The organism is Halopseudomonas aestusnigri, from assembly GCF_002197985.1.
GTDB lineage: Bacteria > Pseudomonadota > Gammaproteobacteria > Pseudomonadales > Pseudomonadaceae > Halopseudomonas > Halopseudomonas aestusnigri.
In genome coordinates this window covers 79910-94670 of sequence record NZ_NBYK01000011.1, presented here as the reverse complement: position 1 = coordinate 94670, position 14761 = coordinate 79910, and the positions used below count along the sequence as shown (strand labels likewise).

General features: G+C 62.2%; 15 protein-coding genes and 2 tRNA genes. 13 read left to right on the top strand and 4 right to left on the bottom strand.

Annotated elements, in window-relative coordinates:
* From gspF to bamD, 10 genes are read left to right on the top strand one after another with little or no spacing between them, the layout of a single operon-like run.
* Window positions 1-1212: a type II secretion system inner membrane protein GspF gene (gspF, locus tag B7O88_RS14200; RefSeq protein ID WP_088276794.1), complete on the top strand. Its 1212-nt coding sequence runs from the start codon at window positions 1-3 to the stop codon at window positions 1210-1212.
* Window positions 1212-1679 (top strand): type II secretion system major pseudopilin GspG, encoded by a 468-nt coding sequence (gspG, locus tag B7O88_RS14195; protein ID WP_233049283.1) that lies wholly within the window; start codon window positions 1212-1214, stop codon window positions 1677-1679. Before gspF ends, gspG begins: the two co-directional genes overlap by 1 nt.
* 5 nt (window positions 1680-1684) lie before the next feature.
* Window positions 1685-2221: a GspH/FimT family pseudopilin gene (locus B7O88_RS14190; protein WP_088276790.1), complete on the top strand. Its 537-nt coding sequence runs from the start codon at window positions 1685-1687 to the stop codon at window positions 2219-2221.
* On the top strand, window positions 2208-2597 hold the full coding sequence (gene gspI / locus B7O88_RS14185) for a type II secretion system minor pseudopilin GspI (protein ID WP_088276788.1): 390 nt from the start codon (window positions 2208-2210) through the stop codon (window positions 2595-2597). Before B7O88_RS14190 ends, gspI begins: the two co-directional genes overlap by 14 nt.
* Window positions 2594-3220, top strand: a complete 627-nt coding sequence (gene gspJ / locus B7O88_RS14180; protein ID WP_088276786.1) for a type II secretion system minor pseudopilin GspJ — start codon at window positions 2594-2596, stop codon at window positions 3218-3220. Before gspI ends, gspJ begins: the two co-directional genes overlap by 4 nt.
* Window positions 3217-4017 carry a type II secretion system minor pseudopilin gene (locus B7O88_RS14175; RefSeq protein ID WP_088276784.1) on the top strand — a complete coding sequence of 267 codons (801 nt, stop codon included), beginning with the start codon at window positions 3217-3219 and terminating at the stop codon, window positions 4015-4017. The genes gspJ and B7O88_RS14175 overlap by 4 nt, the downstream gene beginning before the upstream one ends.
* Before the next feature lie 19 nt (window positions 4018-4036).
* A complete protein-coding gene (gspL, locus tag B7O88_RS14170) occupies window positions 4037-5233 on the top strand; it encodes a type II secretion system protein GspL (RefSeq protein ID WP_160003191.1) in 1197 nt (398 codons plus the stop codon).
* Window positions 5230-5715, top strand: a complete 486-nt coding sequence (gene gspM, locus B7O88_RS14165) for a type II secretion system protein GspM (protein WP_088276780.1) — start codon at window positions 5230-5232, stop codon at window positions 5713-5715. The genes gspL and gspM overlap by 4 nt, the downstream gene beginning before the upstream one ends.
* On the top strand, window positions 5715-6467 hold the full coding sequence (locus B7O88_RS14160; RefSeq protein ID WP_088276778.1) for a type II secretion system protein N: 753 nt from the start codon (window positions 5715-5717) through the stop codon (window positions 6465-6467). The genes gspM and B7O88_RS14160 overlap by 1 nt, the downstream gene beginning before the upstream one ends.
* A 14-nt stretch (window positions 6468-6481) precedes the next feature.
* Window positions 6482-7102 carry an outer membrane protein assembly factor BamD gene (bamD, locus tag B7O88_RS14155; protein ID WP_160003192.1) on the top strand — a complete coding sequence of 207 codons (621 nt, stop codon included), beginning with the start codon at window positions 6482-6484 and terminating at the stop codon, window positions 7100-7102.
* Window positions 7103-7480: 378 nt separating this feature from the next.
* Here the strand turns inward: bamD and rdgC are convergent, their stop codons facing one another.
* Entirely contained in the window at window positions 7481-8398 is a 918-nt protein-coding gene (gene rdgC, locus B7O88_RS14150; RefSeq protein WP_088276774.1) for a recombination-associated protein RdgC, read from the bottom strand.
* Between the two features lie 190 nt (window positions 8399-8588).
* Here rdgC and B7O88_RS14145 point away from each other — a divergent pair.
* The 3 genes from B7O88_RS14145 (at window position 8589) to B7O88_RS14135 (ending at window position 9608) form a co-directional block, all read left to right on the top strand.
* A tRNA-Val gene (locus B7O88_RS14145) sits at window positions 8589-8664 on the top strand.
* Window positions 8665-8679: 15 nt separating this feature from the next.
* Window positions 8680-8756: transfer RNA gene (locus B7O88_RS14140), tRNA-Asp, on the top strand.
* Between the two features lie 150 nt (window positions 8757-8906).
* Window positions 8907-9608, top strand: coding sequence for an FKBP-type peptidyl-prolyl cis-trans isomerase (locus B7O88_RS14135; RefSeq protein WP_088276772.1), 702 nt, complete (start codon window positions 8907-8909; stop codon window positions 9606-9608).
* A 269-nt stretch (window positions 9609-9877) separates the two neighbouring features.
* Here B7O88_RS14135 and B7O88_RS14130 read toward each other — a convergent pair whose 3' ends face one another.
* From B7O88_RS14130 to B7O88_RS14120, 3 genes are all read right to left on the bottom strand, one after another.
* Window positions 9878-10606, bottom strand: a complete 729-nt coding sequence (locus B7O88_RS14130) for a substrate-binding periplasmic protein (protein WP_140418586.1) — start codon at window positions 10604-10606, stop codon at window positions 9878-9880.
* Window positions 10607-10655: 49 nt separating this feature from the next.
* Window positions 10656-12446 carry a bifunctional diguanylate cyclase/phosphodiesterase gene (locus tag B7O88_RS14125; RefSeq protein WP_088276768.1) on the bottom strand — a complete coding sequence of 597 codons (1791 nt, stop codon included), beginning with the start codon at window positions 12444-12446 and terminating at the stop codon, window positions 10656-10658.
* 169 nt (window positions 12447-12615) lie between these two features.
* Complete coding sequence (locus B7O88_RS14120; RefSeq protein WP_088276765.1) at window positions 12616-14712, bottom strand: carboxy terminal-processing peptidase; 2097 nt, start codon at window positions 14710-14712, stop codon at window positions 12616-12618.
* Window positions 14713-14761: the final 49 nt, after the last annotated feature.

Sequence of the window (14761 nt, the reverse complement as noted above, 5' to 3'; positions counted from 1 at the left end):
GTGCCGGCCTTCGAATATACCGCGCTGGACGCCAGCGGCCGCACCCGCAAGGGCGTAGAGGAGGGGGATTCGCCCCGTCAGGTCCGCGGCCGGCTGCGTGAGCAGGGGCTGACACCAATGAGTGTCAGCCAGGTGGCCGAGCGTGCAGCGGTCTTGCGCATGCCGGTGCTGCAGCAGCGCATCAAGCCGCTGGAACTTGCCCTGGCTACCCGGCAGATGGCAACCCTGGCGCGCGCCGGCCTGCCGATTGAGGAAGTGCTGGCCACGGTGGCGCGGCAGAGTGAATCGCCCAAGGTGCGCTCGGCGCTGACAGCGGTGCGTACGCGGGTGATGGAAGGTTTGCCACTGGCCCACGCGCTCGGCGAATTTCCCTCGGTGTTCCCGGTCATCTATCGCACCACCATCGCTGCCGGTGAGCAGGCGGGGCGGCTGGATCTGGTGCTGGAGCGACTGGCTGATAACGTTGAAGCGCAGAACGCCATGCGCCAGAAAATCCAGCTGGCGATGTTTTATCCGGCCATCCTGACCTGCGTCGCGCTGCTGGTAACGGTGGCGCTGCTGACCTATGTAGTGCCGGAGGTGGTCAAGGTGTTTGACGGCATGAATCAGCAGTTGCCGCTGTTGACCCGCATGCTGATCGCGGTCAGCGATACCCTGCGCGACTGGGGTCTGCTGATGCTGCTGATACTTGGAGGGTTGGGCTATGGCCTGCGCACCCTGTTGCAGCGGCCTGCCTATCAGCGGCGCTGGCATGATCTGCTGCTGCGGCTGCCGCTGATTGGCCGCCTGACCCGCGGTCTCAACACCGCGCGCTTTGCCCGCACCCTGAACATTTTGGCCGCCAGCGGTGTGCCGCTGCTTGATGCGTTGAACATGAGTGCCAGTGTGATCACCAACTTGCCGATGCGCGAGGCGGTCAGCGAGGCGGCCCAGCGTGTGCGCGAGGGGGCCGGAGTCGGGCTGGCGCTGGAGCGCAGTGGCTATTTCCCGGCGATGACCCTGAGCCTGATCAAGAGCGGTGAAAGCAGCGGCACCCTCGACGACATGCTGGAGCGGGCGGCGGAAACCCAGGAGCGCGAGCTCGAGGCGCGTATCGCCATGGTGATGGGTGTTTTCGAGCCGCTGCTGATTCTGACCATGGGCGCGGTAGTGCTGGTGATTGTACTGGCGATTCTGCTGCCAATCTTTGAACTCAACCAACTGGTGAATTGATGATGAGCAATAACCACGTACGCCGTGCCGCGCAGCGCGGTTTTACCCTGATTGAAGTGATGGTTGTGGTAGTCATCCTCGGGATTTTGGCGGCGGTGGTGGTGCCGCGGGTCATGGACCGGCCGGACCAGGCACGTATCACCAAGGTGCAGAGTGACATTCGTGCCATCGAAAGTGCGCTGAATCTGTATCGACTGGATAACTTCAGCTATCCGACCACCGAACAGGGTCTGCGCGCCCTGGTGCAGGAGCCCACCGGCCAGAATGCGCCGCGCAACTGGCGCAAGGGCGGCTACCTGGATCGCCTGCAGCAGGATCCGTGGGGCAACGCCTACCAGTATCAGAACCCGGGTCGCGACGGTCGTCTGTTTGATCTCTACAGCTTCGGCTCCGACGGCCGCAGCGGTGGCACTGACAGCGCTGCCGATATCGGCAACTGGAATCTGGATCAAGAAGACGAGCGCTGACAGTCATGCGAGTTGGTCACCCATCTGCGCCTTCGCGCCAGACCGGCTTCACCCTGTTTGAGGTACTGATTGTTCTGGTGCTGATCGGGGTGATGGCGGGGCTGGCGACGCTGTCGCTGGGTGACGGGGCGGAGCGCGAACTGCGCCGCGAGGCTGATCGGCTGGCTACGGTGCTCAAGCTGGCCCGTGACGAGTTGCTGATCAGTGGCGGCAGCGAGCGGGCGCTGGGGATTCGGCGCGACAGCTACAGCATGCTGGACCTGGTCCTGCTTGATGACGCCACCCGCGAGTGGCAGCCGGTAAATGACGCGCAGCTGGGCCTGCATCGGGTGACCGAGGGCCTGATCGAGCTGGATTTTGAAGCCTCCGATCAGCCCCGCAGCCTGTCGTCCAGCCGGGTCTGGACCCCTCAGCTGCGGCTGAGCAACACCGGCGAGATGACGCCGGGCCTGATTGTCCTGCGGGCACGCGAACATAGTCTGGAGCGCTTTATTCAGGTTGAGTTGACCGGCCATATCGAGGTGCTCAGTGAACGTCCATAGCAGTCGCGGTTTTACCCTGCTGGAAGTTCTGGTCGCGTTGACCGTGCTGGCGGTCGCGCTCGGGGCGCTGGTCAAGGCGGGCAGCGATCATGCCCGCAACACGGCGTATCTTCAGGAGCGTACCTTGGCCCATTGGGCCGGCAGCAACCTGCTGGCCGAATATGAATCAGGCATGCGTCCGGCGACCGACGGTGAGCTGAACGGGGAAACCGGGATGGGGCCTTACCGTTTTGGCTACCGTGCCAGGATCAGCGATTACACCGCGATCTCGCCGTTTCCGCTGCCGGCGGTCAAGCGAATTGATATTCGTCTATGGCTGTTGCCCGGCGATGAAAGCGATCAGCGTGCGCTGGTCAGCGGGTTTGTGCTGCCATGAAGCCGGTCAGCGCACAGCGAGGTTTTACCCTGCTTGAGCTGCTGGTGGCGATGCTGCTGTTTGCGGTCATGAGCGTGGTGGCCTATCAGGGCCTGCGTGCCGTGCTGGAGGCCAATGAGGTCAGTCGCGGGCATGCCGGCCAGCTGGCGGATCTGCAGGTCAGTCTGAGTGTGCTGGAGCGGGATCTGGCCCAGCTGGTGGACGTGCGTGTGCGTGACGAGTTCGGCGATCGCCTGCCGCCGCTGCGCCTGCTGGCCGGTAATGAGCAGCCGCTGCTGGAGCTCGTGCGGGCGGGCGCCGGCGGCGAGCAACGCCTGCGTCGCACCGCCTGGCGGTTGACCGAGCGCGGGCTGGAGCGGGAGTTGTGGCCCGGTGTGGACGTAGCCGATGCCGACAGTGTGCGTCTGCAGCCCTTTGCCGATCTGGTGGCTGAAGACGAGCGTCTCGGGGTGGAAACCGGCTTCCGTTTCATCGTGCGGGGAGCCAGCGGATTGGAGCGGCTCGACAGCTGGCCGCCAGCGGATCTCGACCCCGAGTCCACCCAGTTGCCGCTGGCGGTCGAGGTCCAGCTGGACATCCCTCGTCTGGGAGTGATTCGTCGCCTGATTGCGGTGGGCCAATGAAACGCAGAGAGCAGGGTGTGGCGCTGATTACCGCGTTGCTGATTGTCGCCCTGGCGGTCACCGCGGCGGTCGGCATGGCAATGCGCGGTCAGGCGGATATTCGGCGCAGCAGCGCGGTGTTCGAGCGTGACCTGTCGCGGGAGATTGCGCTGGGTGCCGAGAAAATGGTGTTGCAGGTGCTGGAGCAGGTGGAAGATGCAGATGAGCTGATGTGGGATACCTGCCTGTCACCCGTGTTGCCGTTTGAGGTCGATCAGGTGCGCCTGCAGGCAACGCTGGACAACATGCGCTGCCGATTCAATCTCAACGCGCTGGCGTCTGGTAATGAGGATCTGCAGGCCGAGTTTGCCCGGCTGGTTGACCGGGTTGCTCAGGATTCAGGCGTTGCCATGCCCGCCGGCAGCCAGCTGGCGCTGGCCGTCACGGACTGGATGAATCCCGAAACCGATGATCCGATTTATCAATTGCAGGCCCCGCCGCGCCTGTCGGCCAACCGCACCATGCTGGTCGCTTCCGAGCTGGCCTCGGTCAACGGTATGAGCGCCGAGGCCTGGCAGGCGCTGGCACCCTACGTTACCGCTTACCCGTCCGATCAGAGCCCGATTGACGTGGAGCGCAGCAGTGACCTGATCAAGGCGGTTTTCAGCGACCGTACGCAGCCCGGCGATGATGCACCGTGGTTCATGCGGTTGCAGATTGTTGCGCACTTCGGTGAACGCAATTTCTATCAATGTACGCTGCTCGACGCGCCCAATGGCAAAGTCGTGTTGCGCGAACAGTCGGCCTGCGAGCCGTAATGACCACAGGAAGCTAGGCATGCTGATAGTGCTGTTGAGCAACCCCGACCAGCCGCTGCACTGGTGGCATCTGGAACGGGATGGGCAGATTCGGGATCAGGGCTGCGATACGCTCGCCGTGCTGCAGGGACGCTACCCGGGAGAGCGCGTCAGGGCGCTGCTGGCTGATGGCGTCAATCTGGTGCGCGCCAACCTGCCTGCGCAACGGGCGGCCGCACTCAGGGCGGCGTTGCCCTATGCCCTGGAAGACCAGCTAAGCCAGGATCTGGATGAACTGCACATTGTCATGGGGCCCCGCCGCAGCGACGGGCGTATCAGTGCGGTGGTGGTTGAACGGCAACTGCTCGATGACTGGCTGGTGCGCTTTGCCGACGCCGGCCTGCGTCTGGAGGCCATTTCGCCGGTAACCGCTGTGCCGGCTGCTGCGGTGCCAGCCTCCGGGTTGCGGGTGCAGGCCTCCCCATTGCCGCAGGACACGCGCTGGCTGGTCAGCGACAGTGCCGCAGAGGCTGTGTTGCTGGAGACGGGCATGCTTGCCCTGTGGCTGCGCAAGCGCCTGCTTGAACTGCCCGAGGTCGAGCGCAGTGTCGAGCTCGCGGGTGCTCAGGCGGCGGAGCTGGCATCGGTGTTGCCAACGGGCGTGATTGTTACCCGGAGCGAGACTACCTTGCCGCTGCTGTCGGTGCTGATGACCGCCGACTTCAATCTGCTGTCCGGGCCCTATGCGGTCAGCATGGCTCCGCCCCCGTGGCGGGCCATGCGCCCGGCCCTGCTGGCGCTGGCGGCGGTGCTGGTGCTTGGTATCGGTGTGCTGGCAGCTGAGCGTATCGCCCTGGAGCAGCAGCGCACTCTGCTGCAGGCCCGTATCGATCGCAGTTTTTCCGATGCCTTGCCGGGCGAGCCCATGCTGGACCCGGTGATGCAGTTCCGTCAGCGGCTGGGGACTGTTGCGGGCGGCGACGATCAGTCCGGCGCCGGTCAGTTGCTGTATGCGCTCTACCATGCGGTGGCGCAGCAGCAGGGTGTTCAGGTGAAACAGGTGCGTGCGGGCAGCGATGAACTGGAGGTCGACCTGCAGGTCGCGACCTTTGCCGATCTCGAACAGTTACGTGCGGCTCTGGCTGCGACCGAAGGCATGAGCGAAAGCCTGCTCGGAGCCGATTCGGACAGCGGCGCGGTGACCGCGCGGCTGCGTATTTCCAGGAGCGGATCATGAAGGCATGGTGGGCAGGGCTGGCGCCGAGGGAGCGTCGTATTCTCGTGTTGGGCGCAGTGGCATTGGGCCTGATCCTCGCCTGGGTCGCGGTCTGGGAGCCGCTGCTGCAAGGTCGCAGTGCACTGCGCAGTGACGTCGCCAGACTGTCGGCGGAGGCGGTCTGGATGGAGCAGGTGGCGGATGACGTGCGTCGACGGGCACGTCTGGAGCAGCGTGCCCCGGCGCTGCCCGGAGCAGGTGGCTCGGTGCTGACACTGATCGAGGTCTCGGCCAATGCGGCGGGCCTGCGCTCCGCGCTCACCCGGGTACAACCCGAAGGCGAGGGCGCCCGGCTGATCATGGACGCGGTCGGTTTTGATGCGCTCATGGGGTGGCTCGCGGAGCTGGAGCAGCGGCAGGGGCTGCGGGTCAGTGAACTGATGATCGAGGGCCAGCATGCTGCCGGTCAGGTGTCTGCACGTCTGTTGCTGGAGCGTCGCTGATGGGCTGGCTGAAAGGGCGACGGCTCTGGTTGTTGGCAAGTCTGGTCCTGCTCGCGACGCTGATCAGCAATCTCCCGGCGCAGCTGGTCTGGCGGCAGGTACAACCCCACCTGCCGGTGAAGGTTGAGCTGGACGGGTTGACCGGTACGCTGTGGCGCGGCAGCCTGGCGCGCCTGCAGGTTGATGGCATTGATCAGGGTGCCCTGGAGTGGCGTTGGCAGCCTGCGGGGCTGTTGGCGGGTGAGCTTGAACTGGATCTGAATTGGCGGCCGCGTGACGGTCAGGTACAGGCGGTATTGCGTATGGCCGTCGACCGGCTGTCGCTGGAAGGCGTGCGTGGTCGCCTCAGCGCTGCCAGTATGGCGCAGGTGAACAAGGCGCCGTTTGTGTTGCAGGGAGACTGGCTGCTGGATATTCCCAGGCTGACCCTGGCGGATCTGCGCAAGGTAACCGAGGCCAGTGGACGGATTGCCTGGCAGGATGCCGGTGGCGGGCTGCCAAGCCCCCTCGCGCTAGGGAATCTGGGTGCCGATCTGGCGGCGGAAAACGGCTGGCTGGTGATGAATCTCGCAGACAATGGTGGCCCCCTGGGCCTGGCCGGTACCGCCCGCTGGCAACCGGCCAAACCGCTGAAACTCGATACCCGGCTGCTTGCCCGGGCCGATGCTGATCGGGATCTGGCCGCGGGTCTGCAGCTGCTGGGCCGGGCTGATCCCGACGGCTGGGTGCGCTGGCGCGTGCAACTGCAATGACAGAGATGAAAACGATGAAGACAACTCGAATGGGCTGCTGGATTGTTCTGGCATTGAGCCTGACGGGCTGCGCCGGCAATCAGGTGCGCTCACAGGGCCAGGAGGCAGCGCTGGCCGATGTCCGGGCACGACTGGCGATGGGGCAATGTGATACCGCACTCACGCAGCAGGTGCAGGCCCTTGGGGAGCCGGCGGTCCTGCTTGAGGCGGCCTACCAGTGCCTGACCCTTGCCCGGCTCGATGTGGCGCAGGTTCTCGTGGACAGCTACCGGCAGCAAGGCGAGGCCAGCGAGGCTGATTATGCCGCGTACCTGGCAGCGTTGATTCCCTATGCCCGCTTCGAACTCGCGCGCGGTGACAGCCAGCTGCAGCTGCAACTTGGTCGGGAGGCCCATGCCGCACTGACCGGGTTTGTCAGGGCCTATTCCCAGTCGGGATACCGGGCCGAGATGGTGCCTCGGGTGCAGGCTGTCCTTGAGGGTATGGCCCGGGCTGAATACGATCTTGCCGTACTGGATCAGGAACGGGGGGATCTGGCTCGCGCCAAGGCTCGGATGCGCTATGTGCAGAGAGGTTATCCGCGCAGCGCAGCGGCGGCCGACGCAACCGCCTGGCTGCTTGACAATCAGGGCTGACATCTCTTTCGGAAGACGATCATTTGCAGCGGTTCGGGGCAGGGCCGATGCGTTGAAATGGCGCATCGGAGCTGGTCTGGAGGGGGCCTCTTGCCCTTTGATTGTGCACAGCCGGCGAGACTCCTGTCATCTCTTTGTCAAAAGCCGCTGTAAGTCACTGAAATCTCATGCCATATCGTAACCTATTGATTTTACAGATAAAAAAATAGGTTAAAAAATAACCATTTTAAGTGGTAGCCCCGTTCCATATACCCTGAGGCGACTTTTCGGCAGGCTGTCCACACTGTTATCCACAGGTTTTGTGGATAGATTGATGTATGCCCCAAGGGCTGGGGGGTGTCGCCCCGCACAGGGGGGCGACAAAGGGAGGGAGAGGGTTCAGATACCCTGCGGGATGTCCTCGCCACCCAGCGCATTGGTGATTGCCGGCAGCAGCTCGCTGAGGGTGCTGGCCATGATGGTGAAGCTGGCATCCAGTTGACTGGCCATGTCATCGCCGGCGTTGTCGTCCGCTTCCTCACGCAGCAGGTCTTCGAACCTGACGCGCTTGAGGGTCAGCTTGTCATCAAGCACAAAGCTAAGCTTTTCCTGCCACTGCAGCGCCAGCTGGCTGACCTGCTTGCCGGTGCTCAGGTGCAGCTGGATTTCGTCGCTGGCCAGATCCTGACGCTTGCAGCGAACCACGCCGCCGTCTTCAGAGGTGTCACGCAGCTCACACTCGTCGCCGATCTGCAGTTGTTCCGGTGCCTGGTTGTCTTTCACCCACTGGGTCATGCAGCTGGCAGGTGCGATCTTGACGTTTAGCGGCCGCACCGGCAGGGAACCGGTGCATTCGCGCAGCAGGCTGAGCAGATCTTCGGCGCGCTTGTGACTGGAGCTGTCTACCGCGATCCAGCCTTCAGCCGGACAGATGCAGGCGAAGGTGGTCTGGGTGCGGGTGAAGGCCCGAGGCAGCAGGGACATCACGATCTCGTCCTTCAGTGTGTCGCGCTCCTTCTTGTAGACCTTGCGCGCGTCCCGATTCTCGATTTCCTCGACCTTCTCTGCCAGTGCGTCTTTCACAACGCTGCCGGGGAGAATGCGTTCTTCCTTGCGCATTGCGATCAGCCAGTAGCCGTTGCTGACTTCTACACGGTTTTCCGAGTGACGTCCCCAGGGCGTGGTCCAGCCGAGGGTGTGGGTTTCCTGACTGGCGCAGGGGCGCGAGGGCTTCTGCTCAAGGGCCTCAATCAGCTGGGATTCGCTGAAGGGGACGGGTTGGCTGAAACGGTAGATAAGCAGATTGCGAAACCACATGGGTGCTGTCCTTCTGTTGCCGTGGGCAGGGCTGCCCGAGAAAACGGCCAATATTGCCCCAGCAGACCGCCGGCAGCCAGTGTTTCCGCGGCCTCCAAATAAGATATTGAAATAACCTGAATTTTTTTTAAAAAAGGTGTTGCCAGAACCGAAAAAGCTCCCTAGAATGCGCACCACTTCGAGAGCAAACGGGTGATTAGCTCAGCTGGGAGAGCATCTGCCTTACAAGCAGAGGGTCGGCGGTTCGATCCCGTCATCACCCACCACTCGAGAAGAATAGCGCAGCGGTAGTTCAGTTGGTTAGAATACCGGCCTGTCACGCCGGGGGTCGCGGGTTCGAGTCCCGTCCGCTGCGCCATTTCCCCCTCCTGCAGTATCTTCCCTCAGGTTTTATCCGGTACGTTCCGTACCTGTTCACATTCCCGTTTCTTCCGGTAGCCGGACGTTTAAAGCCCTGCTAAGCTGGCGCTTCTTTTCGCCCGTAAAGGGCTTGTCTACTGAGGTAAGCATGAAGCGTAATCTGCTGGCAGTCAGCATTGCAGTCGGGGCTCTGGCTCTGGCCGGTTGTAACAAGGATGAACCGGAACTCACTACTCCCATTCAACAAGCGTCTTACGGCATCGGCCTGAACATGGGTCAGAGTTTGCTGCAGGACGGTTTGGGTGATATCGACCCGCAAGCGCTGGCGCTGGGCCTGCAGGATGCCCTGGGCAGCCAGGAGCAGCGTGTTGGCGATGAAGAGCTGACTAACGCTTTCAACGAGTTGCAGCAGCGCTCCCAGGAGCGCGCCGAGGCGCTGGCTCAGGAAGCGCTGGATGCCAACAAGAAGTATCTTGAAGAGAATGCCGCCAAAGACGGCGTGACCGAAACCGACTCCGGCCTGCAGTACGAGGTGGTGACATCTGGTGATGCGGACGGTCCGCAGCCGCAGGCTGATGACGTGGTTGTCGTTCACTACGAAGGTCGCCTGCTGGATGGCACCGTGTTCGACAGCTCCGTTCAGCGTGGTGAACCGGCCGAGCTGCCCGTGGCTGGTGTGATTCCGGGTTGGGTTGAAGTGCTGCAGATGATGCACGTTGGTGACAAGTGGACTGTTACCGTGCCGGCCGAGCTGGCCTATGGTCCGCGTAGCCCGAGTCCGGTCATCCCGCCGAACTCCATCCTGGTGTTCGACATGGAACTGATGTCGATCAAGCCGCGCGGCGAGTAAGCGCGCGGTAACACGTTGGAATGCCCGGTGCAAGGCCTCCGGGCGTTCCCGTGTTACCTTTATGCACATTCTTCGGTAACGTCCGCTGTTTACTTTCCGCTGTTTTTCTGATCCCGCTTCTTCTCGCTAACTCGCTGAAAAAACTGCATTTTTTGCTTTGGTTAAAATGTGCGCGGTTTGTCTGCAGGCGCATGTAAACGGGCGTTTGAGCGACTTTTCCTGATTTTCTTCACAGACTTATCCACAGAAGCTGTGGGTAACCTCCGGGGTTACTGGTAGCGGTCTACCAGGTCGGTGATCTGCCCCTCATCCAGCAGGCGATGAATGGCATCAATCAACCGCCGGTGGTCCTCCGGTTGTCTCGGCGTGGCGCAGCGCAGGGCGAAGCGCTCGATTTCCCAGTCACTGATGCGGATGTCGGCCGGCTTGCCAAGCAGATAGTGCTGCAACGGCCGACGCAGCTCTACGGTCGCGTCTAGGCGGCGGCGTTCCAGCATCTTGATGCGGGTATTGAGATCGCGGACGTCATGGCGGGTCAGTTGGCCGCTCTCGAACGCGTCCGTGAGCTTGCTGCTGTAGTGGTAACCCAGTGTGGTACCCACCATAGCCCCCCTGAGGTCACTTATGCTGGAGGGAAGCTGGCTGGTGCTGCGCGTGGCGATGACGTCAGCGTCCTCGTACAGCACCTCACTCCAGAGCAGCTGCTCGGGGTGAGTGTGCCAGGAGGGTTGGGTATTGCAGATAATGTCGATTCGCCCTCGGTTGAAGGCGTCGTCGATCCGGTTGTTGGGTACCGGGATAAACAGCACTGAGCGGTCAGTAGCATTGGCTACCAGCTGGCCAAGGTCTTTGGTCAGGCTGGATTGCAGGCTGGCGCCGTCCATCACCACATACGGAGGCGGATCTGAAGGCGAGAAGCCCCATTTGATGGGGGCGGCAAGGCTGGAAGCCGACCACGGCAGCAACAGCACCCCCAGATAGATTGGTATCAGCCTCACGATATGACCTGTATCTTGGACTTACCTAAGCATAGATCAACGCCGGCATTCAGCTACACAGATTGAGGTGTCGCTCGCTGCCGTCGAAACCGTCAATCGGTAGATCCTGAATGACCAGGCTGAAGCCCCGCTGCCGTTTTGCCTCGTGCTTTGCCCTGGACGCCAGTTCGGCCAGACGTGCGGGGTCGAACTGGCGAGCCCGGCTTCCAATCAGGGGCAGAATGCCGATCGACAGATTCAGCAGATCATGGCTGCGCCAGCGGCCTTCCCGGTCGGGTGCGGTGAAGCTCCGGCTTTGCAGGTGCTCGGCCCGGTACAGGGTGCGGCATAGCTGCTGGAAGCGGTTATCCAGGCTATGCAGGCGCTCCCGCCAGTCGTCACTTTGCATTACCAGGATGAAGTCGTCGCCGCCGATGTGGCCGACGAAGTCGCAACGCGGATCACAGAGCTCGCGCAGCAGCTGCGCGAGGCCAAGCAGGATTTCGTCACCCTTGCCATAGCCATACAGGTCGTTGAAGGGCTTGAAGTTGTCCAGGTCGATATAGCACAGCTGTGCATCGACTCCGCGCTCCAGCAGGCGTTGCAGGCACTGCTGGATCGGTATATTGCCAGGCAGCAGGGTCAGCGGGTTGGCGTGTCTTGCCTGCTGCAGTTTCAGCTCGGTGATCTGACGGAGCACGTCGATCCCGCGTCCCAGTCCCTTGTAAATACCCTGATCGACAATGATGAAGTCATCCTCAAGGCGCTGGCGCGCGCGGCTCGTCAGCAGTCGGCTGACACGTTGCAGGCTCTGACGGATATCGACGATCAGGCAGTCGGGGTCCATCAACTGTCGAATCGGCTTGCGGCTGTGGATTTCCTGGGCAAAGGGCTTGAGCATGATATGGCTCAGGGCATGCCGTTGCACTGCGCCGACGGGGTGACCCTGCTCATTGATGATCGCCAGGGTGTTGAGGGTTGGCTGCTGCTGAAAGCTGTCGAGGACGGTCTGTACTTTGGTGTCGTCCGGTACGCCCGGTATGGGTAGCAGCAGGCTGTGAATCGGTGCGTCATCCACCACGCTGGACGGACTCTGACCGATGCGTTCGCCTAGCTGGATTTCGTCGACGCGCGGGTGGCTGTCTGGGCGTCCGAGCAGGTAGCCCTGAACCCAGTCGATGCCTATGTCCTCCAGCACTGCCAGCTCTTCGGGCTGCTCGATACCCTCTGCGATTACGCAGGCACGGGACGCTTTGGCCATATGCAGGATGGAGGCGACAAACTCCCGTTTTACCGGGTCTCGGTGAATGCCATCAATAAAATGGCGGTCGATCTTCACAAACTCCGGTTGCAGCTCTGACCACAGGCGCAGGCTGGAATAGCCAGCGCCAAGGTCATCCAGGGCGATTGAGAATCCCATGTCGCGATAGTGATGCAATGCGCTGCGCAGCAGTGACAGGTCTTCGATAGGTGCCTGCTCCGTCAGCTCAATGACGACCTGGTCAGGCTTGAGTCCATTGCGCTGCAGAATCTCCAGTGTCCGCCCCGGGTAGTGCTGATGCTCAAGCAGACTCTCCGGCGAGACATTGAGAAATAGCTTGCCCGGCAGGTTCAGGTTGCAGAAGCGGCTGACGGCGCGATCCCGGCAGAGCATCTCCAATTCGGTCAGGATGCCGTGGTGGCGGGCTGCGGCGAACAGGGTGACCGGGGAATGCAGCGGGCTATCGGACGGACCGCGGCTGAGCGCCTCAAAACCGACAATACGCTCTTCCAGCGTCGAGACGATCGGCTGAAACAGGCTGGTGACCGCGCCGCGGTTGAGTATGGAGATGAGGGCCTGACGTTGTTCGGACACGGTCATAGAGGTTCCCAGGCAAATGAAAGTGGCCGTACCTGGCCGCCCGGGCTCGCGCTAGAGGCGTGCGCGGGATTCGTCCTGACCGCGCAAGTGTGTCACTGGGGTGTGACAGAAGGATGACAGTATGATTGCCATCCGACGGCATGGGCCGTCGGATGGCGGCTGGACGGGGTCAGTCGACGGTAGCGACCTGATGCTCGAGTTGCAGCAGGTCGAGCAGGATGTGACTGGTTTCGACCAGGAAGGCATCGTCCTGTGCCTGATTTTCCTTTTCCTCGCTGTGGTCGGGCTCCAGTAGCGGGTCGCGGTTCTCCAGCGTACTTAGCGGCTCTTCGCCCCGCGCAGTCAGGCGCTGGTTTTCCAGTGCGAGCAGGCGGGCCTCATAGTCGTCCTGGCGCTGCTTGCGCTTGGCTTCATTCAGCGGCACGGTCTGTTGTGCGCGAATCTCGGCATCCAGATTGATGCGGGCCAGGGTGTAGATGAAGTCCGGGTCCTTCGCTGCACGCGCCTCGTGCTGTTTCTGCAGCTGCGAGATGAACGGCTGCAACTGGCTGCTGGCACGGAAGCGCGCCGGCGCGATGGTATCCCACGGCATGGCGTGGGGCAGGGCGCTTTCGCCAATTTCCTTGCTGTCGAGCAGCGACGGATAGCTGATGTCCGGTACCACACCCCGGTGCTGGGTGCTCTGACCGGACACCCGGTAGAACTTGGCCAGGGTCAGCTTGAGTTCACCGTGGTTGAGTGGCTGAATCGATTGCACGGTGCCCTTGCCGAAGGTGGACTCGCCGATGACCAGTGCGCGGCCGTAGTCCTGCATCGCACCGGCGAAAATTTCCGAGGCCGAGGCAGACAGGCGGTTGACCAGCACGGCCAGCGGGCCGTTGTAGGCGATACCGGCTTCCGGGTCGTCCAGTTGCTGGACCTGACCCTGGCTGTCGCGCACCTGCACGGTGGGGCCCTGGTCAATAAACAGGCCGGTCAGCTCGGTTGCCTCCTGCAGTGAGCCGCCACCGTTATCACGCAGATCCAGCACGACGCCGTCCACATTCTGGGTGCTCAGTTCGCCAAGCAGGCGGCGCACGTCACGGGTGGTGCTGCGGTAGTCGGGGTCACCCTGGCGGTAGGCCTTGAAGTCGATGTAAAAACCGGGCCCCTCGATCACGCCGATGCGGTAATCGTGGCCTTGCTGGTTGATCGTGATGATCGACGATTTGGCAGCCTGATCCTCCAGCTTGACCGCTTCGCGGGTCAGCTGGATTACCTTGCTGGTCAGATCGCCAGGCGGGTTGCTGGCCGGGATGACTTCCAGGCGCACGGGCGAGCCTTTGGGGCCGCGGATCAGCTTGACGACTTCGTCCAGACGCCAGCCAACCACATCGACCATGTCGTCGTTACCCTGGGCTACGCCGATGATCTTGTCACTGGTTGCCAGCTGCTGGCTGCGCTGCGCAGGCCCCGCCGGTACCAGACGCACGATCCTGGTGTATTCGTTGTCGCTTTGCAGTACCGCACCGATACCCTCAAGCGACAGGCTCATGTTGATGTCGAAGTTCTCGGCGTTTTCCGGCGAGAGGTACTGGGTATGCGGATCGTAGACCTGGGCCATGGCGTTGATATAGCTCTGGAACAGATCCTCGGAGCGGGTCTGGTTGATCCGGATCTGCTGGCCACGGTAACGCTTGCCCAGCAGCTCCTTGATTCCGGTCATGTCCTTGCCAGCCAGCTTCAGGCGCAGTACCTCGTCCTTGGCCTGTGCGCGCCAGAGTTGTTCAAGACCCTGTTCGTCAGCGACCCAAGGCGCGTCTTCGCGATCAACCAGAATCTCCTGGTCGCTGCTGAAGTCAAGCGTGTCCAGCTTGTTGTCGATCAGGTCCAGGGTGAAGGCCAGACGTTGCTGGACGCGCTGCAGCTGGCGTTTGTGCATGGCGAAGCCAACGTTCAGATCGCCAGCCTTTAGCAGGTCGTCGAAGCGCAGACGATTGCCGGCAAAGGCATCGATATCCTGCTGGGTAAACAGGCTGCGCTGGGGGTCGAGCTGCTTGATATAGGTGTCATAGATCTGGGCGGACAGATCGTCGTCCAGACGAATGCGGTTGTAGTGGTGGCGGCGCAGTAATTCGACGGTATTCAGGCTGGCAATGACCTGATCCCGGGTCGGCTGCAGTGAATCGAGGTCGAGGGCTTGATTCTGCTCGGCCGAGAGCACACTGCCGCTGAAGCTCAGCAGGGCAATGAGACAGGACTGGCGCAGGAGAGGGAAACCTTTCATCTGGGGTATCGTGTCCGGAGAGAGTATGCTTTTGGAGTTCCGACGGGAG

Bases quoted from the DNA above. Each gene is read 5' to 3' on its own strand.
- gspG (WP_233049283.1), top strand. From the start codon at position 1,212: ATGATGAGCAATAACCACGTACGCCGTGCCGCGCAGCGCGGTTTTACC.
- B7O88_RS14190 (WP_088276790.1), top strand. From the start codon at position 1,685: ATGCGAGTTGGTCACCCATCTGCGCCTTCGCGCCAGACCGGCTTCACC.
- gspJ (WP_088276786.1), top strand. From the start codon at position 2,594: ATGAAGCCGGTCAGCGCACAGCGAGGTTTTACCCTGCTTGAGCTGCTG.
- B7O88_RS14175 (WP_088276784.1), top strand. From the start codon at position 3,217: ATGAAACGCAGAGAGCAGGGTGTGGCGCTGATTACCGCGTTGCTGATT.
- gspL (WP_160003191.1), top strand. From the start codon at position 4,037: ATGCTGATAGTGCTGTTGAGCAACCCCGACCAGCCGCTGCACTGGTGG.
- gspM (WP_088276780.1), top strand. From the start codon at position 5,230: ATGAAGGCATGGTGGGCAGGGCTGGCGCCGAGGGAGCGTCGTATTCTC.
- B7O88_RS14160 (WP_088276778.1), top strand. From the start codon at position 5,715: ATGGGCTGGCTGAAAGGGCGACGGCTCTGGTTGTTGGCAAGTCTGGTC.
- bamD (WP_160003192.1), top strand. From the start codon at position 6,482: ATGAAGACAACTCGAATGGGCTGCTGGATTGTTCTGGCATTGAGCCTG.
- rdgC (WP_088276774.1), bottom strand. From the start codon at position 8,398: ATGTGGTTTCGCAATCTGCTTATCTACCGTTTCAGCCAACCCGTCCCC.
- B7O88_RS14135 (WP_088276772.1), top strand. From the start codon at position 8,907: ATGAAGCGTAATCTGCTGGCAGTCAGCATTGCAGTCGGGGCTCTGGCT.
- B7O88_RS14125 (WP_088276768.1), bottom strand. From the start codon at position 12,446: ATGACCGTGTCCGAACAACGTCAGGCCCTCATCTCCATACTCAACCGC.
- B7O88_RS14120 (WP_088276765.1), bottom strand. From the start codon at position 14,712: ATGAAAGGTTTCCCTCTCCTGCGCCAGTCCTGTCTCATTGCCCTGCTG.